At 66.9% G+C, this 22,859-nt stretch carries 19 protein-coding genes; 8 read left to right on the top strand and 11 right to left on the bottom strand.

Going from position 1 to position 22,859, the window contains the following annotated elements; genetic code table 11:
- Nucleotides 1–88: 88 nt before the first annotated feature.
- The 3 genes from CAL13_RS12810 to CAL13_RS12800 all read left to right on the top strand — a co-directional run bounded on the left by CAL13_RS12810 (nt 89) and on the right by CAL13_RS12800 (nt 3,254).
- Nucleotides 89–760 (top strand): transglutaminase-like cysteine peptidase, encoded by a 672-nt coding sequence (locus CAL13_RS12810; protein WP_086072588.1) that lies wholly within the window; start codon nt 89–91, stop codon nt 758–760.
- Nucleotides 761–777: 17 nt separating this feature from the next.
- Nucleotides 778–2,814 carry a bifunctional diguanylate cyclase/phosphodiesterase gene (locus tag CAL13_RS12805; protein ID WP_086072587.1) on the top strand — a complete coding sequence of 679 codons (2,037 nt, stop codon included), beginning with the start codon at nt 778–780 and terminating at the stop codon, nt 2,812–2,814.
- 173 nt (nt 2,815–2,987) lie between these two features.
- A complete protein-coding gene (locus CAL13_RS12800; RefSeq protein ID WP_086057732.1) occupies nt 2,988–3,254 on the top strand; it encodes a hypothetical protein in 267 nt (88 codons plus the stop codon).
- Between the two features lie 19 nt (nt 3,255–3,273).
- On the opposite strand, the gene bla is transcribed toward CAL13_RS12800, so the two are convergent.
- From bla to CAL13_RS12785, 3 genes are all read right to left on the bottom strand, one after another.
- Nucleotides 3,274–4,131 (bottom strand): class A beta-lactamase, encoded by an 858-nt coding sequence (bla, locus tag CAL13_RS12795; RefSeq protein WP_086073636.1) that lies wholly within the window; start codon nt 4,129–4,131, stop codon nt 3,274–3,276.
- A 130-nt stretch (nt 4,132–4,261) separates the two neighbouring features.
- Nucleotides 4,262–6,151 carry a hypothetical protein gene (locus CAL13_RS12790; protein WP_157664866.1) on the bottom strand — a complete coding sequence of 630 codons (1,890 nt, stop codon included), beginning with the start codon at nt 6,149–6,151 and terminating at the stop codon, nt 4,262–4,264.
- Nucleotides 6,152–6,642: 491 nt separating this feature from the next.
- On the bottom strand, nt 6,643–9,096 hold the full coding sequence (locus CAL13_RS12785; RefSeq protein WP_086072585.1) for a heavy metal translocating P-type ATPase: 2,454 nt from the start codon (nt 9,094–9,096) through the stop codon (nt 6,643–6,645).
- A gap of 63 nt (nt 9,097–9,159) precedes the next feature.
- On the opposite strand from CAL13_RS12785, the gene cadR reads away from it, so the two are divergent.
- Nucleotides 9,160–9,594 (top strand): Cd(II)/Pb(II)-responsive transcriptional regulator, encoded by a 435-nt coding sequence (cadR, locus tag CAL13_RS12780; protein WP_086057728.1) that lies wholly within the window; start codon nt 9,160–9,162, stop codon nt 9,592–9,594.
- A gap of 52 nt (nt 9,595–9,646) precedes the next feature.
- A complete protein-coding gene (locus CAL13_RS12775) occupies nt 9,647–10,243 on the top strand; it encodes a nitroreductase family protein (protein WP_086057727.1) in 597 nt (198 codons plus the stop codon).
- A gap of 2 nt (nt 10,244–10,245) precedes the next feature.
- Here CAL13_RS12775 and cueR read toward each other — a convergent pair whose 3' ends face one another.
- Entirely contained in the window at nt 10,246–10,656 is a 411-nt protein-coding gene (gene cueR / locus CAL13_RS12770) for a Cu(I)-responsive transcriptional regulator (protein WP_086072584.1), read from the bottom strand.
- A complete protein-coding gene (locus CAL13_RS12765; RefSeq protein ID WP_086073635.1) occupies nt 10,653–12,953 on the bottom strand; it encodes a heavy metal translocating P-type ATPase in 2,301 nt (766 codons plus the stop codon). Before CAL13_RS12765 ends, cueR begins: the two co-directional genes overlap by 4 nt.
- Before the next feature lie 221 nt (nt 12,954–13,174).
- On the opposite strand from CAL13_RS12765, the gene CAL13_RS12760 reads away from it, so the two are divergent.
- The 3 genes from CAL13_RS12760 (at nt 13,175) to CAL13_RS12750 (ending at nt 15,865) form a co-directional block, all read left to right on the top strand.
- Nucleotides 13,175–13,369: a heavy-metal-associated domain-containing protein gene (locus CAL13_RS12760; RefSeq protein WP_086059441.1), complete on the top strand. Its 195-nt coding sequence runs from the start codon at nt 13,175–13,177 to the stop codon at nt 13,367–13,369.
- A gap of 252 nt (nt 13,370–13,621) precedes the next feature.
- Nucleotides 13,622–14,350 carry a glutathione peroxidase gene (locus CAL13_RS12755; RefSeq protein WP_086057725.1) on the top strand — a complete coding sequence of 243 codons (729 nt, stop codon included), beginning with the start codon at nt 13,622–13,624 and terminating at the stop codon, nt 14,348–14,350.
- A gap of 96 nt (nt 14,351–14,446) precedes the next feature.
- Nucleotides 14,447–15,865, top strand: a complete 1,419-nt coding sequence (locus tag CAL13_RS12750; RefSeq protein ID WP_086072583.1) for a dihydrolipoyl dehydrogenase — start codon at nt 14,447–14,449, stop codon at nt 15,863–15,865.
- Nucleotides 15,866–15,966: 101 nt separating this feature from the next.
- On the opposite strand, the gene CAL13_RS12745 is transcribed toward CAL13_RS12750, so the two are convergent.
- The 6 genes from CAL13_RS12745 to CAL13_RS12720 all read right to left on the bottom strand — a co-directional run bounded on the left by CAL13_RS12745 (nt 15,967) and on the right by CAL13_RS12720 (nt 22,783).
- Entirely contained in the window at nt 15,967–16,221 is a 255-nt protein-coding gene (locus CAL13_RS12745; RefSeq protein WP_086072582.1) for a GlsB/YeaQ/YmgE family stress response membrane protein, read from the bottom strand.
- Between the two features lie 112 nt (nt 16,222–16,333).
- Nucleotides 16,334–17,011, bottom strand: coding sequence for an SCO family protein (locus CAL13_RS12740; RefSeq protein WP_086072581.1), 678 nt, complete (start codon nt 17,009–17,011; stop codon nt 16,334–16,336).
- A gap of 4 nt (nt 17,012–17,015) precedes the next feature.
- Entirely contained in the window at nt 17,016–19,085 is a 2,070-nt protein-coding gene (locus CAL13_RS12735) for a M3 family metallopeptidase (RefSeq protein WP_086057721.1), read from the bottom strand.
- A 475-nt stretch (nt 19,086–19,560) separates the two neighbouring features.
- Complete coding sequence (gene folD, locus CAL13_RS12730; protein WP_086057720.1) at nt 19,561–20,409, bottom strand: bifunctional methylenetetrahydrofolate dehydrogenase/methenyltetrahydrofolate cyclohydrolase FolD; 849 nt, start codon at nt 20,407–20,409, stop codon at nt 19,561–19,563.
- Nucleotides 20,406–21,032: a response regulator transcription factor gene (locus CAL13_RS12725; RefSeq protein ID WP_086057719.1), complete on the bottom strand. Its 627-nt coding sequence runs from the start codon at nt 21,030–21,032 to the stop codon at nt 20,406–20,408. Before CAL13_RS12725 ends, folD begins: the two co-directional genes overlap by 4 nt.
- The gene (locus CAL13_RS12720) at nt 21,029–22,783 is read right to left on the bottom strand and encodes a PAS domain-containing sensor histidine kinase (RefSeq protein WP_086057718.1); all 1,755 of its coding nucleotides are present in this window, start codon (nt 22,781–22,783) and stop codon (nt 21,029–21,031) included. Before CAL13_RS12720 ends, CAL13_RS12725 begins: the two co-directional genes overlap by 4 nt.
- Nucleotides 22,784–22,859: the final 76 nt, after the last annotated feature.

Below are 22,859 nucleotides of genomic sequence, written 5' to 3'. Positions count from 1 at the left end.
TCCGCAACTGACCCGCGCTGCCGGCCCCGGGCGGCCCCTTCTGGGGTCGCCCAGGCTTGGCTTTACAATATGTTTCATGGGTAGCCCGATGCCTTCGCGTGCCGTCCTGGCCTTGGCCAGGGCGGCTTTCTTCTGCCTGGTTTTCGGGTGGGGGTGGAGCGGCGCGCTGGAGCTCGACGCGGCGCGGGTGGAGCAGGCAGCGGCCACCCGCTACGGTGCGAAGGGCGCCAGGGTCGTACATGCCTGGCTGCAACTGCTACAGGAGGATGCCGCGCTTGCCGAAGCCGACAAGCTGGCCAGCGTCAATGCCTTCTGGAATCAGCGGCTGATACAGGCCGAAGACCGCAGCGTATGGGGCCAGGCGGACTACTGGGCCACGCCGGTGGAGTCGCTGGGCAAGGGCGCGGGAGACTGCGAGGACTTCGTCATCGGCAAGTATTTTTCGTTGATCCGGCTGGGTGTGCCCACCAGCAAACTGCGCTTCGTTTACGTGCGCGCGCGCATCGGCGGTCCCGAAAGCACCGAGCAGATCGCGCACATGGTGCTGGCCTATTACCCGTCGGCCAACGCGGAACCGCTGGTCCTTGACAGCCTGGTCTCCAATATCCTGCCAGCGTCGCAACGGCGCGACCTGACGCCGGTATTCAGTTTCAACGCCGAAGGCGTATACGTCGACGGCAAAAACGCCGCCCCGGTCGATCGCATCGGCCGCTGGCGCAACCTGCTGCAGCGCATGGAGCGCGAAGGGATGCGGCAATAGGCTTTGCAGGAAACACCATGTCCATACTCCGACAACTACTGCTCAGTATCACCATCGCCATCGCGATCATTCTGCTCGGCACGCTGGCCTTGAGCGTGAGCGCGGCGCGCGACTATCTGGCCGGGCAGTTGCAGGTCCAAAGCAGCGATGCGGCGGTGTCCCTGGCGCTGTCGCTCTCGCAGCCCGCCAACAGCGCACGCGTCACGCAGGAATTGCTGGTGTCGGCGCTGTACGACGGCGGTCACTTTTCCCTGGTGCGGCTGACGGACCCGCAGGGACAGGTGATCATCGAGCGCAGTTCCGACAACGCGTCGCGGGTCGTGCCGCAATGGTTCCAGCGGCTGGTGCCGCTGACGGCGAAGTCGGCCAGTCACGTGGTCACCGACGGGTGGCGGCAGATCGGCGAGGTCACGCTGACGGCCACCGACACCTACGCCTGGGAAACGCTGTGGCAAAGCAGCGTGAAGATGGTCGGCCTGGTGGTGGCCGCGGGCGTCGCCTGGGCCCTGTTCGCCTTTGCGCTGGTGCGCTGGATCGAGAAGCGGCTTCTGGCCGAGGTCGGCGAGCACATGCGCGCCATTGGCCGCGGCCAGTTCGGGCAAGCGCTGACCGCGCGCGTACCGGAGTTGTCCGGCATCACGGACGCGCTGAACCAGACGCGCGAACAACTGCGCGCGACCACCGAGGAGCAGACCGCGCGCATCGAGTCCCTGGAAATCGAGGTCAATCAGGACCCGGTCACCGGTCTGGCGAACCGCAAGTACTTCATCAACGAATTCCTGCGCGCGCTGGAGGCCGGCGCACGCATGCCGCAGCGTACCGGCCAGGCGGCCCCGTCGAGGGGTTCCAACGGGTCTGCCGGAGCCAGCGCCGATGCTTCCGCCGAAGCGGACGCCGATCGCGGCCATGTACTGGTGTTCCGGCAACGCGATCTGGCGGCCATCAACCGCCATATGCCGCGGGAGTTCGTGGACCAGTGGCTGGCCGGACTGGGGCAGCGCGTGGCCGCCCTGGTGGAGCAGATGCAGCTGAACCACACCTTGATCGCGCGGTTGAACGGATCGGACTTCGCGCTGCTGATGCCGCAATGTCCGGCGCCCACCGCCATGCTGGTGGCCGAACGTTTGCGAAACGAGCTGCGTGAGTCGCGCATTCCGGTGGGCGAGGGCGGTTTGTGCCGCTGGGCCCTCGCGATGAGCGACTATGCGGCCGGCGGCAAGGTTGGGGAGCTGCTGGGCCGGCTCGACTTTGCGCTGATGCGGGGCGAAAGCGCGGGCGACGACCACGTCCAGCTGGCGACGGATGAAGAGCACGCTTTGTCGGCGCATGGGGAGTCGGCATGGCGCCATGCCATTGCCGACGGCATCGAGCGCCAGCGGTTCACCCTGGCGCTGGAACCCTTGCGCGCGCAGGACGGTTCCGTGATCCGGCAGGAAGCGTCCCTGATGCTGCACAGCCAGGGTTCGCCGGAGCCGATTCCCGCCAAGCTGTTCATTCCGGCCGCGACGCGGCTGGACCTGACGGCAGAATGCGATATCCAGGCTGTCCGCCTTGCCGTCAGCTGGCTCATGATGAACGAAGGCGATTTGACCGTGCGCATCGCCATGCCGTCGCTCTCGCACCCCAACTTCCTGCTGCAGGTCGAGCGCATGCTGGCCGAACGCAAGGCGCTTGCGGCTCGGCTCTACCTGGAGGTGGATGCCCACGCGGTGGCCGAGCGGCGCCAGGCGGTGGCGGAGCTGTGCCGCATCGCGCGCGATTGCGGCGCGCATGTCGGCGTACGGCGGCTCGCGCAGCAATTGAGCGCCGTCAGCCAGCTGCACAGCCTGCGGCTGGCATACGTGAAGCTGGGCGGCGGATTCGTCAGCGGCATGTCGCAAAGCCTCGGCAGCCAGCAATTGGCCACGTCTGTGGTGGAGACGGCGCGATCGCTGGATATCGACGTTTACGCCGAGGATGTGCCGGACGAGGCCACGCGCGCGCTGCTGGCGCGGCTCGGCATCCGGATCATGCGCGGGCCCGGCGTGTCTGCGCCTGCAGCCGGCGCGGCATAGATGTGATCGGTCCGTATGCCGCGTATCGCGGGGGCATGCGGATTGCTGGTAGGCGCGCTCTTGTCCAACGGACACAGAAAGCATGGCCGTCCTGCGGTGGCCGGCGTTCCTGGCCATCGCGCTGACGCTACGCAAGGACGCGCGCCGTCATCCGATGTTGAAGGGTTGAATCCATGATCAGCAACGCACCCGAACAGAACCGCGATCCCCGCGATATGGAGAATCCGCCGCCTTCGCCGCCTTCGGCGCCGCCAGCCGGATCGCGGGACCCGGGCGACCCGGAGAATCCGCCGGCCGCGCCGTCGGTCACGCCATCGCCGCAGCCACCCGCCGCGCCTCATACGATCCGGCCTGCCGACCCCTATCCGCCGGGTTCCGAGCGCCCCGACGAAAAACTGGATACGCCGGGCCCCTTGCCCGCCATGCCTGACAACAGCTGAGCGGACCGCCTTTGCTGGGCTAGCCCAGCGCGCCGATCGCCAGCTGCGTCGCTGCGGCGATCAGCGGTTCGTCCGCCGCCGCGGCCGTGGCGGAGGCGGCCGTATAGACCGCCAGGACGATGGGCGGGCGGTCCGGCGCCCAGACAATGGCGATGTCGTTGGCCGCGCCGTAGTCTCCCGTGCCGGTCTTGTCGCCGACCCGCCATCCCGCCGGGGCGCCGGCCTGGATGCGATTGGCGCCCGTAGTGTTGCCCAGCAGCCATTCCGGCAGCCGTTCACGGCCGCCCGCCGTCAAGGCGTTTCCAACGGCAAGGCTACGCAGGCTGGCTGCCATATCCGCCGGTGTGACCGTGTCGCGGGGATCGCCCGGGATCGCGCTGTTCAAAGCGGGTTCGTAGCGGTCCAGGCGGAAGCTGCGGTTGCCGAGCGCGCGGGCGTACCCGGTAAGGGCCGCGGGGCCGCCCACCGCATGCAACAGCAGGTTGGCGGCGGTGTTGTCGCTGTATTGCAGCGCGGCGGCGCACAGATCCGCGACCGTCATGCTGCCGCCCGCGTGTTTTTCGGTGATGGGGGAGTAGGGAACCAGATCGTGGCGGGTGTAAAGAATGCGCCGATCGAGTATGCCGGCATCGGCCTTTAGCCGCGCCAGGATGGCGCCGGCAAGCAAGGCTTTGAAGGTGCTGCAGAAGGCAAAGCGTTCTCCGGCGCGATAACCGACAGTGCGTCCGTTGCCGGTATCGATGGCGTACAGGCCGAGGCGGCGATCGTGCGCGCGTTCGAGGCGCGCGCATGCGGCGTGGAAACCGGCTGTGTCGAGCGGTCGCGGCGTCGCGTGATTGCCTGCCGGCGGGCCAGCGGTTCCGGCCCCCGCTCCCATGCCGCGTGCGGCCCGCGACGCCGCCGGCAGAAACAGGGGGAGCGCCGCCGCCCATCGCAGGGTCCGGCGCCGGCAAAGTGCGGGCTTGGCTGGTTCTGGTGCTTCGAACATCTGGTCTCCACGAAGGGGTTCACGGTTGGGGGGCAGGCTCTCGCAGCGCTGGTTCGACCGGCACGATCCATCCTTGCGGGATGGAGCCGCCCAGGTACACGATTCTTTTGTCATCTCGCGTATACGCCTGGAAAATAGCGGCCCGCAGGGTTTCGGCGCGCAGCTTGCCGTCCCCGACCAGCCGGGGTCCTTCGTTGATCAGGACATCCTGGATGGTACGGAATCTGCCGGGCGCCTGCGTCGTATCGATAGCTGTGATCGTGGACGCGCGCGGCTGCGGCGCGGCGCCCGATAGCGCCGCGCCGCGGTCCGCGCTGAGCAGGCGCGCCGGAGCGCGGTCCATCGTGGAAGCGGCGGCGCGGATGCATTCGACAAGGATGTCGTCCTCGGAAGCGGCGTCGCCCGAGGAGAATTCCAGGGTTGAAAGCGGAGCGTGGCTTTGCTCGCGATAGACGCGATCCGGGACCGGGCGGCGGGCGGCGACTTCGATGGCGTCGCGCAGCGTCTGTGCGCTGATTGAGCGGGCCAGGCCGCCCGTCTTCGCAATGGCGTCGTAGACCACGTTCAAGAGGTCCTTCGGGCTGGCCGCCCGCAGCAGGATGCTTGCATCGCGCAGGGCGGGCCGCAAGGCGCGCGCCGCGATTGCTGTGGAGCGCGTGACGCCTTTCATCAAGTGCACGACCGGCGTCAGAGGCAGAACGAAATCGGCCGTCTCCCGTACCCCAAGTATGAGAAAGGCGCGCAGGCTGAATTGCCGCACCGTGGACGCAAGCCCGGCCTGGATCATTGCCTTCAAGCCTTGCGAAGCGACGGCGCGCATGGACTGCCGGGCGGCTGCCATCCCCGCCGAGCCTCCCAATCCGCCGATGGCGATCGACGCAACCGTGAACGCCAGCAGGCCGGCGTCCCAGGCCACGTCTTGCGCCTTGACGTGGTAGCCGGGATCCCAGCGTTTGTTGTGATACAGCTCGTAGAACGGAATCAGCAGCCGCATCACCGATTCCATGCGCGAGGGCAGGTATTTTTCTTTCTTCCATTCATCGATGGCGCTGCGCAAGGCATCCTGGCGGCGTGCGACCGCATGGTCGAACAGCGGTACGGGATCGCAGGCCGACCAATTGGCGATGTAGGCCGGCGCTTCCTGAAGGCCGTAATCGACAGGTCCCGCCGACCGGTCACGTGCCGGGGCGGCAATGATGCCGCGGCTTTTCAGCACCTGGCGCACATCCAGCCGTCCTTCGCCATCGAGAATCGGCCCGCTCAGGCGCTCGATGGTCCCATTCGCATCGATATGATAGAAAGCGCCGTCATCCATTTGCGCAACATGTGAATCCCCCATGCGGCGCATTACCGTCGATAGCAGCATGCCCGAAGGCAGGTTCAACGCGCCGGGCGGAATTTTCGCCAGCGAAGAGATGTGCCACATGCGTTTTGGCGTTTCGGCCAGGCGCAGGCGGTTCAGGCCCTGCCGCGCCGCTTCCCCGATGACGCCCAGCCGGCTGAACCGGTTCAGCTGGGTGGCGGCATAGCCGGCGAATTGCAGGTAGTACCGGGAAAGGACCTCCGCGTCGTCCATGTAGTGGTCGAGCAGTGTGTCCACGGGCACCGGTTGTCGCGACGGCGTTTCCTGGATGGCGATCGACAGCCCCGCAGCCGTGCGTTCCAGCAGGTACCGCTTGGTGATTTCACGCCGGTCCATGAAATCTGGCGTGGCGGGCGGATCCAGTACAAGCGACCACAGGTCCAGATAAGCGGCCAGCACGTCCTCTTCGGTCAATCGCGGACTTGCGCCGTTGGCCGCAGCCCAGGCATCGGCCTCGGCGCGCCACAAGGCAGCAGAGGCGGCCTGTGCCTCTTCGTCCGAGGGATTGGCGTTCGCCCGCAAATGCACGGCATTGGCTGCGAGCAAAAGCGCGTCGTCGTGCGCGCTTGCGTCGCCCAAAACGGCGCGCGCCCCGGCGATGCGCGCGTACAGCAGCGAGCTGCCATCTCGGCGCGGAGGTGCCGGAGCGGAAGCGTCTGAGCCGTCGCGCGCCGGCGCTGCGTCACGCGGGCGGCGTATGGACGGCGTGGGAAGGGAGGGGGCCTGAGCCGGAGCCGGCACGGGAGCGGGCATCCCGCTCCATCGGCCGAATGCCTCGGCCGCGCTGATGATCGGTGTGAATGCCGTGGGACATGCCGGCAAATCGGGCGGGAAGCCTACAGCGTCTGCCGATGCCGCTGGAAGCGGCGGGGAACATGGGAAGGTGGCGCGTGGCGCGTAGAGCGAGGGCGGCATGATAGGGACGGCTTTGCGGCCGTTTGGAATTGTTCGGGAAGTCGGCCCTTGGCGGCCAGGCCAAAAAAACTGGGCACGCATCGCGTGCCCGGCCCTCTCAGTAACCGACGGCGACTATCCGTTCATCCCGTCGCCAAACGTCCATCGCCCAGCTTCAGCAAACGCATGCCGTTGGCGACGACCATCAGGCTCGTGCCGACGTCGGCGAACACGGCCATCCACATCGTCGCCATACCGCTCAAGGCCAGGACCAGGAATACCGCCTTGATGCCCAGGGCCAGCGCGATGTTCTGCACCAGGACCCGATGCGTTGCGCGAGACAATCGTATGAATTCGCCGACCTTGCGCAGATCGTCGTCCATCAGGGCCACGTCGGCCGTTTCGATGGCTGTCCCCGTGCCTGCCGCGCCCATGGCGAAGCCGATGTCGGCGCGGGCCAGCGCCGGCGCGTCGTTGATGCCGTCGCCGACCATGCCGACCAGCCCATCGCCGCCTCTCGACTCGAGTTGCCGCAGCTTGTCTTCGGGCAACTGCTCCCCGCGCGCCTCGTCGATGCCCAGTTGAGATGCCACGGTCCGCACCGCGGCGGCGTTGTCGCCGCTCAGGACGATCGTGCGCACGCCGAGGCGATGCAAGCCTTCGATGGCGGCGCGGCTGCTGGGCCGCACCGTATCCGCAACCGCCGCCACGGCCAGGATGCCGTTGTCGTCGCACAGCGCTACCCCGGTCTTGCCTTGGGCCTCCAGCGCGTCCAGGAGCTGCGCGAGCGTGGCGCTTTCGACGCCGCGCTCGCGCATCAGGCGGCGGTTGCCCAGGTGGTATTGGCGCCCAGCGATACGACCCGTCACGCCGCGGCCGGGCAGGGCGCCGAAGTCATCGACGTCATGCAGGTCGACGGCATCGGCGCCTGTCGCGATTGCCCGCGAAACCGGATGGTCGGATCGGGACGCCAGGCTGGCCAGCACGCGCGCCGCATCCTGCCGGCTCGTGGCGCCTGCGGCGCCGACAACGTGCAAATCGGTGAGCACCGGCTGACCATGCGTCAGCGTACCGGTCTTGTCCAGTGCCAGCCAGCGCAGCTTGCGCCCGTTCTCCAGATACACGCCGCCTTTGACCAGAATGCCGCGCCGCGATGCCGCCGTCAGACCACTGACGATACTGACCGGCGTGGAGATGACCAGCGCACAAGGGCAGGCAATGATCAGAAGCGCCAGGGCGCGGTAAACGGCCTGCGTCCACGGTTCACCCCACGCCAGGGGCGGCAGGCATGCCGCGATAACGGCGATGCCCACCACCACGGGGGTATAGACGCGCGAGAAGCGATCGATGAAGCGCTGCATGGGCGCACGCGCGGCGGCGGCCTGTTCCACGGCGTGGATGATGCGGGCGAGCGTCGTGTCGCGCGCGGCAGCCGACACCCGGTATTCGAAGGCGCCTTCGGCATTGACGGTGCCGGCGTATACCGTGTCGCCCACCGTTTTGTCCGCTGGCAGGCTTTCGCCGGTGATGGCGGATTGATCGACGGCGGACCGGCCGGCGATGACGACACCGTCGGCGGCGATGCGCTCGCCTGGCCGCACGCGAACGATGTCGTCGACCCGCAGTTCGGCGGCGGGCGTCTCGCGCCAACCGCCGTCGGCTTCTTTCCGCATCGCCGTGGGCGGCGCCAGATCCACCAGTCCGCGAACGGCGTTGCGCGCGCGGTCCAGCGAGCGGGCCTCGATCTGTTCCGCTACGTTGAACAGGAACATCACCATGGCCGCTTCGGGCCACTGGCCGATGATGGCGGCGCCCGTGACGGCGATGCTCATGAGCGCGTTGATGTTCAGATTGCCGTGACGCACGGCGATCCATCCCTTCCGGTAGGTGTTCAGACCGCAGGCGAACACCGAGGCGATGGCCAGCGCGGCCGTGGCAAGGTCCGGCAGGCCGGCGAAATGCGCGGCTTCGGCCAGGCCCGCCAGCACGCCTGCTGCCGCCAGCCAGCGCCAGCGGGGGCTTCCGGTGGCCGTTGCAGGAGCAGCCGCGCCGGTCTGGACCTCCGGCGTCATGCCCACCGCGCGGATGCCGGCCAGCACGTCATCCAGGCCGCCTTCGCGGTGCACGACCGTGAGCACCCGGCGCATCAGGTTGAAGCGCATGTCGCCCACGGCGGGCATGCCCGCCAGTTTCTTGCGCAGCAGCGCTTCCTCGGTGGGGCAGTCCATTTCGCCGATGCGGATTTCGGTGAGCACCATGCCGTGGGGGACCGTCATGGCGGGCTCCGCCGCGCTGCCGGCGTGGGCATGGCCGCGCGTGTGTTCGTGGCCGTGGTCATGCACACAGCATTGACCGTGGCGGTGATCGCCGGGGCGAGCACGACCATGTTCGCCGGCGTGCCCGTGGCGATGATCGTGACCATGATCGTGACCATGATCGTGACCATGATCGTGACCATGATCGTGATCAGGACCGTGATCCTGGTCCTGACAAGGACTGTGATCGTGAGGGTGGCCATGATCGTGGCGCACCGAGCCGGCGTCCAAGTGGGCGCGAGCCGGCAATCCTCGGCGTGGGGTAGCGGTTTTTTTGCTCATGGCGGCATTCCACACCCTGGGGTTACTATAGGGTCAAGCCCATTCGACCCCGGAGAATTCCCGATGAAGATCGGCGAACTGGCCAAGGCGGCCGGCACGACGGTGGAAACCGTCCGCTATTACGAAAAGGAAGGCCTGTTGGACGCGCCGACGCGCGGCGCCAACAATTACCGCAGCTATGGCCCGGCGCACCTGGAGCGCCTGCGGCTGATACGCAATTGCAGGGCGCTTGACATGGCGCAGGATGAGATCCGCGGCATTCTGGCCCTGGCCGACAGCCAGGAAGCGAATTGCGGCCCCATCAACGACATATTCGACGAACACATCCGGCACGTGGACGAGCGGATCGCCGAGTTGAGCCATCTGAAGGCGCAGCTTTCCGCGCTGCGGCAGCGCTGCCTGTCGGCGCGGCCTCACGCGGAGGACTGTGGGATCCTCCACGGCCTGGCCGAAATGCAGGTCGAGGAGCGCCCCGAACGCCATACCCACCTCGGCTGATGCGGCGATTCACGCCCACAGTCATCCCTAATCTTCCACGCCCTTTATACGAATGACTTCCGTAGCCGAATTCCCCCCGATCCATGCCCTTCACACCCGGCGTTCCATGAAATTCCTGCGCGCGCCGGCGCCACGCCCGGAAGAGCTGGAACAGATGTTCCAGGCGGCCATGGCTGCCCCCGACCACGGCGCGCTGCGGCCGTGGCGCTTCAAGATCATCCGCGGACAAGCGATCGGCCTGCTGGCCGACATGGCGATCGACGCGGTCAAGCGCAGCGGCGATAAGCGCATGACGCCGGAAAAGGAAAAGTCCGTGCGCGAATGGATGGCAGGCGTCCCGGTCTTCGTCGCGGTCGCCCAGAAGATCGCGCACGACAACACCAAGATCCCGGAGCAGGAACAATTGCTCGCCACCGGCGCGTCGGTGATGAACATCCTGAACGCCGCGCACATGCTGGGTTACGGCGCCTTCTGGAGCACGGGCTTGGGAACCTATGTCGAGGAAGTGCAGGAGGCGCTGGGTTTCGACCCGCTGGATTACCGTTTCCTGGGGTATCTGGCCATCGGCACGCCGGCCTGCGCCGTACCGCCGGCGCAGCGGCCGGATTTCCGTGAATTCGTTTCGGAATGGACGGGCGTGCCGGCCTGATTTCAGGCAATGCGCGGCTCGGGTCGGTCCGCGCTCAATTCGTCGATGATCGGACACTCCGGCCGGTCATCGCCGTGGCAGTGCTCGGCCAGGTGATGCAGCGTGTCCGCCATCTGCTGCAGCGCCTGCGCCTTGCGTTCCAGTTCCCGGACATGTTCCATGGCAATGCGCTTGACGTCCCCGCTCGCACGGCCGCGATCGCGCCACAAGGCCAGCAGATCGCGCATCTGCTCCACGGAAAACCCCAGGTCGCGGGCGCGGCGGATGAAACGCAGCGTGTGGACGTCGGCGTCGCCGTAGATGCGGTACCCCGCTTCCGTACGCTGGGGCGCGCGCATCAGGCCGATGCTTTCGTAATAGCGGATCATCTTGGCGCTGACGCCGGACGCCGCGGCAGCCTGGCCGATATTCATGATGCGAACCTCCTGAGCCGCAAGGCATTGCCGACGACGAACAGGCTCGAAAGCGCCATGGCCGCCGCCGCGAATATGGGCGACAGCGCCGGCCCCCCGAAGGGGATCAGCACGCCGGCCGCCAGAGGAATCAACGCAACGTTATAGACGAACGCCCAGAACAGGTTCTGCCGGATGTTGGTCAATGTCGCCCGGCTGACCGCAATCGCGCGCGGCACGCCGCGCGGGTCGGCCGACATCAGCACCACCGACGCCGTATCGCGCGCGACATCGGTGCCTGTGCCGATCGCGATCCCCACGTCCGCCGCGGCAAGCGCCGGCGCATCGTTGATGCCGTCGCCGACGAAGGCCAGCCGGGGGCGGTTCGGAGCGCCGCGCCCGGCGCCATCCGCCGCATCGCCGCGCAACTTGCGCACCGCCTCGACCTTGCCCTCGGGCAGCATTTCCGCGTGTACCTCGTCGATGCCAAGCGTTTGGGCGACGGCCTGCGCGGTATGGCGATTGTCGCCCGTGATCATGGCGGTGCGGATGCCGGCCGCGCGCAGCGCGGCCACGGCCTGCGCCGCGCTGGGACGGACGGGGTCGGCGACCGCCATCACGGCTGCGAGGGCGCCATCCACCGCCACATGGATGACGGTCTTACCTTCGCGCGCCCAAATTTGCGCCTGCTCCCGCAGGGGACCGGCGTCTACGCCGTGCGCCTCCATCAGCCGCGGCGTGCCGGCCAGGATGGCATGGCCGTTCACCGTGCCCTGGACGCCTGCGCCGGCCGCCGCCGCGAAATCGCGCACCGGCGTCAAGACCAGCCCCTCGGCCCGGGCCGCGGCAACGATGGCCGAAGCGATCGGATGTTCGGAAGCTTCCTGCATCGAGGCGACCCATCCGAGCACGTCCTCGCGGCGGTAGCCGGGCGCAAGGCCGACGCCGGTCAGCGTCGGCTTGCCCTCCGTCAGCGTACCCGTTTTGTCGAACGCGACGATGCCGACCTCGCGCAGCGTCTGCAAGGCTTCGCCCTGCCGGAACAGCACGCCCATTTCCGCGGCCCGCCCGGTGCCCACCATGATGGACATGGGCGTGGCCAGCCCCATTGCGCACGGGCATGCCACGATCAGGACGGATACGGCGTGCACCAGCGCCGCCGGCAGGGCCGGCGCCGGCGCCGCCGCCAGCCACGCGAAGAAGGTCAGGGCTGCCAGCGCCATGATGGCGGGCACGAAGCGGTACGTAATGCGGTCGACGAGTCCCTGGATGGGCAGCTTCGCGCCCTGTGCGGTTTGCACCATTTCCGCGATGCGGGCGAGCGTCGTATCGGCCCCCGTGCGCGTCACCTGCACGGTAAGCGATCCCTGTGTATTGCGGGTGCCGCCGGTCACGCTGACCCCGGGCAGCTTTTGCACGGGCACCGGTTCGCCGGTGATCATGGATTCGTCCACGTAAGAACTGCCGTCGATGACCAAACCATCGACCGGCAGGTTTTCCCCTGGGCGCACGCGCACCACGTCGCCGGGCCGCACGGATTCGATCGGCACGTCCACCGCGTCGGCGCCGCGCAGCACGCGGGCGGTGCGCGGCTGCAGCGAGGCGAGCCGGGCGATGGCAGCGCCCGTCTTGCCCTTGGCGCGCGCCTCCAGCATGCGGCCGAGCAGGATCAGCGTCACGATGACCGCCGCCGCCTCGAAGTACACGTGCCGCGCATCGGGCGGCAGCCATCCGGGCGCGAATGTCGCCACCGTCGAGTACAGCCAGGCGCTGCCCGCGCCCACCGCCACCAGGGAATTCATATCGGGAGCGGCATGCCGCAACGCGGCGGCGCCTTTCGCAAAGAAGCTGCGTCCGGGCACGGCGAGCACCAGCGTGGTCAGGACGAACTGCAGCGCCCAAAGCGCCGTCTCGCCCACGCGCGCCTGCAGCCAATGATGCAGGGCCGGTACCAGATGGCCGCCCATCTCGAGCAGGAACACGGGCAAGGTCAGCACGAGGGCGAGGGTGAAGCGGCCACGCAGCGCGCGTGCCTCGTTTTCCCGCGCGGCCGCCTGGCGCGCCGCTTCGCCGCCGCCTGCGTCGACGGGATGGGCCTCGTAGCCGGCTTTGGCGACCGCGGCGACCAGGGCCCCCACCGTATCGGCGCCGGCCCGCTGCAATTCCACTTGAGCGCGCTCAGTGGCCAGGTTGACGGCGGCACGCTGGACGCCCGGAACGCCCGCCAGCGCGTTCTCCACGCGTTTGACGCAGGACGCGCAGCTCATCCCTTCAATGGAGAGTTCGATGCGATCGGAAGCGGCGAGGGCGGCGGTCATGATGAAGTCCGGAATCGAAAAGGGGCGCAGCACGCTGCGCGGAAAGAGACGGGCCGGCGAACCGGGAATGTCGCCAGTGTCATCCTTCCCATGATGGTAAGGTCAAGCCAGGCGCTTTCAAGAGAGCCAGCCGTTGACCTTGCCATCATGGGAAGGTGTAGCCTGTTGGTGTCGGTTGGGCATCGGGCCCGCCATCCGCTTTGAAAGGAGTCATCACGGTGATGCAGTATCAAGTTCCGGACATGTCATGCGACCATTGCGTCAAGACGATCACCCGCGCGATCACGGAAGCGGTTCCCGGCGCGGCGGTGCAGGCAGACCTGCCCAACCATCGCGTAACGGTGACCGGCACGGACGATAAAGTGACGGTGGAACAGGCCATCCGGCAAGCTGGGTATTCGCCGACAGCGGCGTGAGCGGCGTCCGGCGTTCTTGGGTCGCGAGCAAAGGCCGCTCGCGGCCCCGCTGCCCCTCGCATGCGGTTGGCCGCTGAAAGGCGCAATATATGGAGATCGGTCGCCCGCCGATAATCATCGACTTATCGGCCGGAAGGGCTTGATTGTCAAAAGCTATTGATTGATAAGAATAATTAAATTGGATATGTCGATAGTGAATATTTATTATTTCTCCATGGCGTCAACGCCCAAACCCACACCGGAGATTCCCTCATGCTGCAAGCCCGCGAAGGACAACGCGTCCCGAACGTGACTTTCCCCGTTCGCGAGAACAACACCTGGAAGCAGGTTTCCACCGACGACATCTTCAAGAACAAGACGGTGGTGGTGTTCTCGCTGCCCGGCGCCTTTACGCCGACCTGCTCGTCCACCCATTTGCCGCGCTACAACGAACTGGCCCCCGCATTCTTCGCCAACGGCGTGGACAGCATCGTGTGCGTGTCCGTCAACGATACGTTCGTGATGAACGAATGGGCCAAGGACCAGGAATCGTCCAACATCACGCTGCTGCCCGATGGCAATGGCGACTTCACCGAAGGCATGGGCATGCTGGTGGACAAGCGCGACCTGGGCTTCGGCAAGCGCAGCTGGCGCTATTCGATGCTCGTGCGCGACGGCGTAATCGAAAAGATGTTCATCGAACCGGAGAAGGAAGGCGATCCCTTCGAAGTCTCCGACGCCGACACGATGCTCAACTACATCGCCCCCGAGGCGCGCAAACCCGACCAGGTGGTCGTGTTCTCCAAGCCGGGCTGCCCGTTCTGCATCGAAGCCAAGGGTCTGCTCGAAAGCAAGGGCTACGCGCCCATCGACATCCCGCTGGAAAACAAGGTGCGCGGCCGCGTCATCGGCGCCGTTTCGGGCAAGGCGACCGCCCCGCAGGTGTTCATCAACGGCACGCTGATCGGCGGCCTGGAAGAGCTGAAGGCGTACTTCGCCTGACCGGCTGGGCGCGCCGGCGGCCCCGAGCCCGCGCGGCGCGCTTTGCCAGACCGCCCATACCGGGCGCACACCGAGGACCATAGCCAGGAAACACGCATGAAAACCTTGCATACCGATGTCGCTGTTATCGGCGCCGGCACCGCCGGCCTGGGCGCTTACCGCGCCGCCGTCGCCGCGGGCAAACGCGCGCTCATCATCGAGGGCGGACAATACGGCACGACCTGCGCGCGGGTCGGCTGCATGCCGTCCAAGCTGTTGATCGCGGCGGCCGAAGCCGCTCACGCGGCCGGACACGGCGCGCCGTTCGGCGTGCATCTGGACGGCAAGGTCCGCGTGGACGGGCGCGAAGTGATGGACCGCGTCAAGCGCGAGCGCGACCGTTTCGTCGGTTTCGTCTTGGAAGGCGTGGAAAACATCCCCGCCCAGGACAAGCTGCGCGGCCATGCCCGTTTCGTTTCCGATACCGTCCTGCGCGTGGACGACCATACCGAAGTGCATGCCTCCAGCGTGGTCATCGCCACGGGTTCCACGCCGTCCGTGCCGCCGCCTTTCCTGGCCCTGGGCGACCGCATGGTCGTGAACGACGACGTGTTCTACTGGGACGATCTCCCTTCCAGCGTGGCGGTCTTCGGGCCGGGCGTCATCGGGCTGGAGCTGGGCCAGGCGCTGGCGCGGCTGGGCGTGCGGGTGCGCGTCTTCGGCGTCAGCGGCAGCCTGGGGGGCATCACGGACCCCGCCGTGCGGCAAAGCGCCAAGAAGGCGTTCCAGGAAGAGTTCTATCTGGACCCGGATGCCCGCGTTCTGGAAACGGTGCGTGACGGCGACCAGGTCCGCGTGCGATATGTGGCCCTGGACAACACCGAGCGTACGGAGCACTTCGACTACGCCCTGGTGGCGACCGGCCGGCGTCCCAACCTGGGCGGGCTGGCGCTGCAGAACACCAGTCTGAAGCTGAACGCCGCCGGCGTGCCGGAGTACGACCGGACCACCATGCAGGCCGGCGATGCGCCCATTTTCGTGGCGGGCGACGCCAACAACGACCTGCCGCTTCTGCATGAAGCCGCCGACGAAGGCCGCATCGCCGGCGAAAACGCCGCCAATTTTCCCGACGTGAAGCCGGGCCGGCGCCGCGCACCCATGGCGGTGGTCTTCTCCGATCCGCAGATCGCGGTGGTCGGCACGCCTTACAACCGGCTGCCCGAAGGCAGCTATGTGGTGGGCGAGGTCGATTTCGGAAACCAGGGACGGTCCCGCGTCATGTTGAAGAACAAGGGCCGCCTGCACGTCTATGCCGACCGGTCCACCGGACGGTTCCTGGGCGCCGAAATGGCGGGACCAAGCGTGGAGCACCTGGCGCACCTGCTGGCGTGGTCGTTGCAGCAGGAGCTGACCGTAGCCCGGATGCTGGAAATGCCTTTCTACCACCCCGTGGTGGAAGAGGGGTTGCGCACCGCCTTGCGCGATGCCGACGCCCAGGTCCGCAAGGCCGGCGCCGCCCTTGCCGCGGCCGCTTGAAGCTGTCGCGGCAGCCAAACGAAAAAGCCGCGCTGTCTTGCGAACAGCGCGGCTTTTTTCACGCTCGGCACCCCCCCGGCTGGTCCGGGTGCCGGACGCGGCTAGGCGCCGCGGCGTCGCGTGAACATACCGACCACGAAGAGCACGATGATGGCGCCGATGACCGAGGCAATCCACCCCGCTGGCTCTCCCGGCCCATACCATCCCAGCGTCCGGCCGAGGAAACCCGCCACAACGGCGCCGACGATGCCCAGGATGGTGGTGAGGATAATGCCCATGGACTGATCGCCCGGCATGAGCGCGCGTGCGATCAAGCCGACGATGAAACCCACGATGATCATGATGATGATGTCCATATCGTGCTCCTTTCGTTTGTGAACGCGTCAAGGGGAGAACAACACGGGCATCATAAGCGCCGGGGGACGGAAGGGAACTCCGTCCGGTGTAACAAGTGATTGCCCTGTTGTTTTAACGCTGCGGCTCGCGGATCAGGCGCTGCAAGGCCTCGACGATCCGTTCGCTCGAGCTGCTGTCCGATAGCAAGAGGCGGGCCGCGCCCCGGCGATCGAACACATAGACCCCCCGGCTGTGGGTCACGTTGTAGACCTCGGGGTCCGCGCCGGGCCGCGGTTTATCGATCTGGTAGGAGACCCGGTAGCGGCGCGCAAGGTCCGCGATCTGGCGCTCCGTGCCTGTCAGCCCGATCGCTTCCCGGTTGAAGGCGTTGACGTAGGCTTGCAATGCGTCAGGCGTATCGCGGTGCGGATCGACGCTGACGAACAGGATGCGTACGTCGGCGCCCTGGCTTCCCAGCCGGTTCACGACGTCGCTCAGTTGCGCCATGGTGGTGGGGCACACATCCGGGCAACTGGCATAACCGAAAAACAGCAGCGCGATTTTGCCCTTCACGTCCGCCTGCGTGACGGTGCGTCCCTCGGCGCCCGCCAGACTGAAACGCAGGTCGGGCAGATGGCCCGTGATGTCGTACAGGGCGGGCGCGGCGGCTTGCGCGCCGGCGGTTGCCAGCAGCGCCGAGGCGGCCGCCACGCGCAACCACCGCCGGCGGCCGGTCGCGGCCGGCCGCGCCGGACCCTGGACGCCGATGCGGCGAAGCCGCCGGGCGAGTGCGGACGCAAGACCGGCCATGGCGTCAGTCCTGCAGTGCCGTCATGCCGCTATGGCGCAGCAGGGCGTCGATGCGCGGCTCGCGGCCGCGGAAGGCCTTGAAGGAATCGGCCGCCGGACGGGCCCCGCCCACCGCGAGGATCTCCCGACGGAAGCGGGCGCCGGTTTCCGGGTCCAGCGTGCCATGGCCATCGGTCCCGCGAGCGGCGGCTTCCTCGAAGGCCTCGTAGGCGTCGGCGGACAGCACTTCCGCCCATTTGTAGCTGTAGTAGCCAGCGCCGTAGCCGCCGGCGAACAGGTGCGAGAAGCTGTGCGGCATGCGGTGCCAGGCCGGCGGCGTCAGCACCGCCACCTCGCGCCGGACCTCGTCCAGCAGCGCAAGTACGCCCTTGATGTCGGCGCCCTCGGCGCGATCGTGCAGCAGCATGTCGAACAGCGCGAACTCGATCTGGCGCACGGTTTGCATGCCGCTCTGGAAATTACGCGCCGCCTTCAGCTTGTCGTAAAGCGCGCGCGGCAGCGGCTCGCCGGTGTCCACATGCGCCGACAGCCGTTGCACTACCGGCCATTCCCAGCAGAAGTTTTCCATGAACTGCGAAGGCAGTTCGATAGCGTCCCATTCAACGCTGGCGAAGGCAGCGGCGCCGGGTTCATCCACTTCCGACAGCAGCGCGTGCAGCGCGTGACCCGTTTCGTGGAACAGCGTCACCACGTCGTCGTGCGTCAGCAGCGCCGCCTTGCCGCCATTGGGTCGGGAGAAGTTGCACGTCAGGTAGGCGACGGGAGTATGCAGCGTGCCCGACGCCAGACGCCGGCTGCGCTCGCTGTCGACCCAGGCGCCGCCCTGCTTGCCGGCGCGTGCGTACAAATCCAGGTACAGATACCCGACCAGCTCGCCATCGGGTCGTTCCACCCGGATGCCGCGCACGTCGGCATGCCACGCCGATACCGGGAATTCGCGCAGGCGAACGCTGAACAGCGTTTCAATGACCTCGAACAGGCCGGCGAGTACGCGCGGCTCGGTGAAGTATTGCTTGATCTCGTCTTCGGAGTAGGCGTAGCGGGCCTCGCGCAGGCGTTCGGAGGCAAACGGCACGTCCCAGGGCTGCAGATCCTGCAGGCCCAGTTCCTGGCGCGCGTAATCGCGCAATTGCGCCAGGTCGCGTTCGGCATACGGCCGGGCGCGCGAAGCGAGGTCGCGCAGGAAGGTAATGACTTCATCCGCGTTGCGCGCCATGCGGGTCTGCAGGCGCAATTCCGCGAAGTTGCGGAACCCGAGCAATCGCGATTCTTCCGCCCGCAAGGCCAGCAGTTCTTCGATCAGCGGCGAATTGTCGTAGCGCGCATCGCCCTGTTCGGATGCCACCGTGCCGTAGGCGCGATACAGCGTTTCGCGCAGAGAGCGGTCGCGCGCGTATTGCATGACCGGCAGATAGCAGGGCATCTTCAGCGTGAGCTTCCAGCCCGTTTTGCCGTCGGCCTCGGCGGCCTGGCGGGCGGCCTGCTTCACATCGGCCGGGATGCCATCCAGCTTGGCCTCGTCCTGGACCAGCAGGGACCAGGCATCGACCGCATCCAGGACGTTCTCGGAGAACTTCTGCGACGTCTGCGCTTCGCGGTCCGAAATCTCGGCATAGCGTTCGCGCGCTTCGCCCTGCAGCTCGACGCCGCTCAGGCGGAAATCGCGCAGCGCCAGTTCGATGACACGCTGGCGCACGGGGCTCCAGCCGGCGAAGCCGGGCGCCGCGTGCAGCCGCTGGTATTGCTTGTACAGGCCCTCATGCAAGCCCACCCAGGTGGAAAACTCGGTCACCTTGGGCAGGGCGGCGTTATAGGCTTCGCGCAGCGCCGGCGTATTGACCACGGCATTCAGGTGACCCGCCACCGACCAGGCGCGCCACAATTGCTCGGATGCCGAATCCAGCGGCTCGATGACGGCCTCCCATGTGGCCGGCAGCGCAGGATCGGCGGCGCGATCCACGGCCTGGCGCGCCTTGTCCAGCAGTTCGTCCATCGCCGGCACGATGTGCTCGGGCTTGATGGCGGCATAGTCAATAAGGTCTTCGACGGAAGCGAGTAACGGATTCAATGACATGGGGTGCACACCCCCCGAAGCGCTGGCGCGCTTCCCCCCTCGAGGGGGGCGACGCCAGCGGACCGGCGGAGCCGGATCCGCGGCGTCCCCGATCTGCTTGGCTACACCAGTGCGTGGGGTGGGTAGATGAATTAATGGGCGCGTAGGCGGCTTGAACGTAGCCTATATATTAGGCCGGATCGGTCCCTTGCAAGACGCTGGCGCCCAAGAACGCGCACAGCCGCGCGCATCCGCCCTCCCGTAGCCTTGCTTCCCACTGCAAACGCCCGCCGCATAAAGCCGGTCTCCCCGATTCGGGGACGCGCGGATCCGGCTCCGCCGGTCCGCTGCGTCGCCCCCTTGAGGGGGAAGCGCGATAGCGCTTCGGGGGTGGTCTTCATCCCACCGCGGATCCGGCTCCGCCGGTCCGCTGCGTCGCCCCCCTTGAGGGGGGAAGCGCGATAGCGCTTCGGGGGGTGGGCCTTCCGGGCCTTCCCTACCCCAGCCGTTCGGCCGCCTCGACCGTATTGACCAGCAGCATGGCGATCGTCATGGGGCCGACGCCGCCAGGCACGGGGGTGATCGCGCCGGCGACTTTCTGGGCGGATTCGAAATCCACGTCGCCGCGCAGTTTGCCGTCTTCGCCGCGGTTGATGCCCACGTCGATGACGACCGCGCCGGGTTTGATCATGTCGCCGTTGACGATGCCGGGCTTGCCCGTGGCCACGACCAGGATGTCGGCGCGGCGCGTATGCGACCCCAGGTCGCGGGTTTTGGAATTGCACAGCGTGACGGTCGCGCCGGCGGCCAGCAGCAGCATGGCCATGGGCTTGCCGACGATATTGCTGGCGCCGACGATCACCGCTTCGGCGCCGCGCAGCGCCACGCCTTCGGATTCCAGCATCTTCATCACGCCATAGGGCGTGCACGGCCGGAACAGGGGCTGGCCCGTCATCAGCAGGCCGGCGTTGCTGATATGAAAGCCGTCCACGTCCTTTTCCGGCGCGATGGCTTCGATGACCTTGTGCGGATCCATGTGCGGGGGCAGCGGCAGCTGCACCAGAATGCCATGGATGGTGGGATCGCCATTCAATACGGCAATGCGCTGCAGCAGCTCCGCCTCGCTCATGGTGGCGGGATACTGCTCCTTCACCGAGTGCAGGCCGGCCTTTTCGCAGGCCATGACCTTGTTGCGCACGTAGACCTGCGAGGCCGGGTTGTCGCCCACCAGGACGACGGCCAGCCCGGGACGGATCCCTTGTTTCGCCAGCTCGGCCACGCGCTGCGCGACGTCGTCGCGAATGCGCTGGGACAGCGCCGAACCATCGATGATGCGTGCGGTCATGCGTGCGCCTCGGGTTTGGCCAGGGCCACCTTCATCAGGTCGGCCACGGTCGTGACTTCCAGTTTTTCCATAATGTTCGCGCGATGCGCTTCCACAGTTTTGATGCTGATGCCCAGATCGTCGGCGATCTGTTTGTTCAGGCGGCCCGCGACGATGCGTTCCAGCACCTGCTGCTCGCGCGCGGTCAGGCGCGCCAGCATGGCTTCGTGATCGCGCTGCGCCTGGAATTTGGACACACGTTGCGTGGCCTGCTCGATCATGCGCGCGACGATCTCGCGCAGATCGGATTCATTGAAGGGTTTCTCCAGGAAATCGATCGCCCCTTTCTTCATGGTGGTCACCGCCATCGGCACGTCGCCGTGACCAGTGATGAAGACGATGGGCAGCGGCGCCTTGCGCGCGAGCAGCTGTTCCTGCAGCTCCAGGCCGGTCATGCCGGGCATGCGCACGTCGGCGATCAGCACGCCCACCAGGTTCGGGTCGTAGTCTTCGAGGAAGCTTTCCGCGCTGGAGTAGGCGCGAACGCGATAGCCATTGGCTTCCAGCAGCCAGCGCAACGAATCGCGCACCGCTTCGTCGTCATCGACTATGTATACCGTACTCGACGGATTGGGGGTGTTCATGCGTGGAGCTCCTCGGACTGGTCAGTCTGCGGTTGCGCCTGCGGCGCCGCGCAGGGCAGGGTGAAGCGGAAGATCGTGCCGCCCGCGGGATTGGGATCGGCCCATAGGCGGCCATGGTGCGACTCGATAATGGTACGGCAGATGTTCAGCCCCATGCCCAGACCCTGGGCCTTGGTGCTGAAAAACGGTTCGAACAGCCGCTCGGGATCGGCCAGTCCGTGGCCGCGATCGACCACGGCCACTTCGATATGCTGCTCGTGCACGATCACGGCAACCTTCAGCTCGTCGGAATCGCTGTTTTCCATGGCCTCCAGGCCGTTCTTCAGCAGATTCAGCAGCACCTGTTCGATCAGGATGGGATCGGCCAGCACGTCGGGCGCGTTCGACGGCACGAAGCGCTCGATGCGGATCCGCCGCTTGCGGGCGTCCAGTTCCGCGAAACCGATGGCGTTATCGACGATGCCGGCGATGGCCACGCGCTGGCGGCGCGGCTCGCTGCGCTTCACGAATTCGCGGATCCGGCTGATGATCTTGCCGGCGCGTTCGGCCTGCGCCGCGGCCTTTTCCAGCGCTGGCAGCAGCATGCGCGGGTTGGTGTGCCCCGCCTTGACCAGGGCCACCGCGCCCATGCTGTAGTTCGCGATCGCCGTCAGCGGCTGGTTCAGCTCGTGCGCCAGCGAGGACGCCATCTCGCCCATGGTGGTCAGGCGGCTGGTGATCTGGATTTTTTCCTGCTGGATGCGGGAAGCCTCTTCGTGCTGGCGGCGCTCGGTGATGTCGCGGGCCACCTGCAGGCGCACGCGGCGGCCGTCGGTCCACGCCAGCATGCGATGGTGCACTTCGAACCAGCGCTGCACCGATGGCGCGAAGACCTCCACCGATTCGTCGGTGAAGCGCCCGCGCCGGCCGGCCAGCAGTTCGTCGTGCCCGCCAGTCTGTGCGCCGAACACCCGGCGGTAGGTGCGGTTGGCGAACAGCAGTTCCAGTCCGTCGTGCGTATCGGCCGTCACCGAGATCGCGTCGTCCAGGCCTTCCAGCACCGTCATGAAGCGTTCGTGCGCCGCCGTCAGCGCTTCGCGGATGCGCTTGGGCTCGGTGATGTCCGTCATGGACGTCATCCAGCCAATCTGGTTGCCGTTGGGATCGAGCAGCGGGGACACATACATGCGCGCGGTGAAGCGCGAGCCGTCGCGGCGCTGGGCTTCGACCTCCAGCCCGCTGCTGGGTGTTTTGCCGGAAAGCAGGATGTCGAGCGTGTGCTGGTGTTGCTCGTGCCGGCCCGGCACCCAATAAGGGAAGGGCGGGCTGCGGCCCAACAGGTCCGCTTCGTTCCAGCCGATCATCCTGCAGAAGGCGGGATTCACGTAGGCGATGCGGCCTTCCATGTCCAGTACGCGCATGCCGGTGGACATGGAGTTTTCCATGGCGCGGCGGAAGCCGGTTTCGGCGATCAGGGCGGCTTCGGCGTGCGAACGGAACCTTGTGTACCGCCACAGCATCAACAGACTGATGACGATCACGCACGACAGCGCCAGCACGATCCAGATGAGCCGCTGCTGCCGCATCTCCTGATCGATCGTCACGAACATGACGCTATCGTCGTGGATGCGCTGCAGCCAGAAGAAGACCCCCATCACACATATATAGAGTATGAGTACGACGACGGGCGTCAGCCAATACAGGCCCCGCCGCCGCAGCCGGGCATGGTCGTGAAACGGCGTGGGGATATTCGACTTGGGTACGCTGGCCATGGCTTTGTCGCGGATTCTGCGCGCATTTTAGTCCTATGTTTCGTATGGCGAGATTCCCGCATTATGAAATGCCGTA

Origin of the sequence: Bordetella genomosp. 9, from assembly GCF_002119725.1 — a bacterium.
Lineage (GTDB): Bacteria > Pseudomonadota > Gammaproteobacteria > Burkholderiales > Burkholderiaceae_B > Bordetella_C.
Note: the sequence above shows the minus strand (reverse complement) of the source record. Positions and strands in the feature narration are given on the sequence as shown.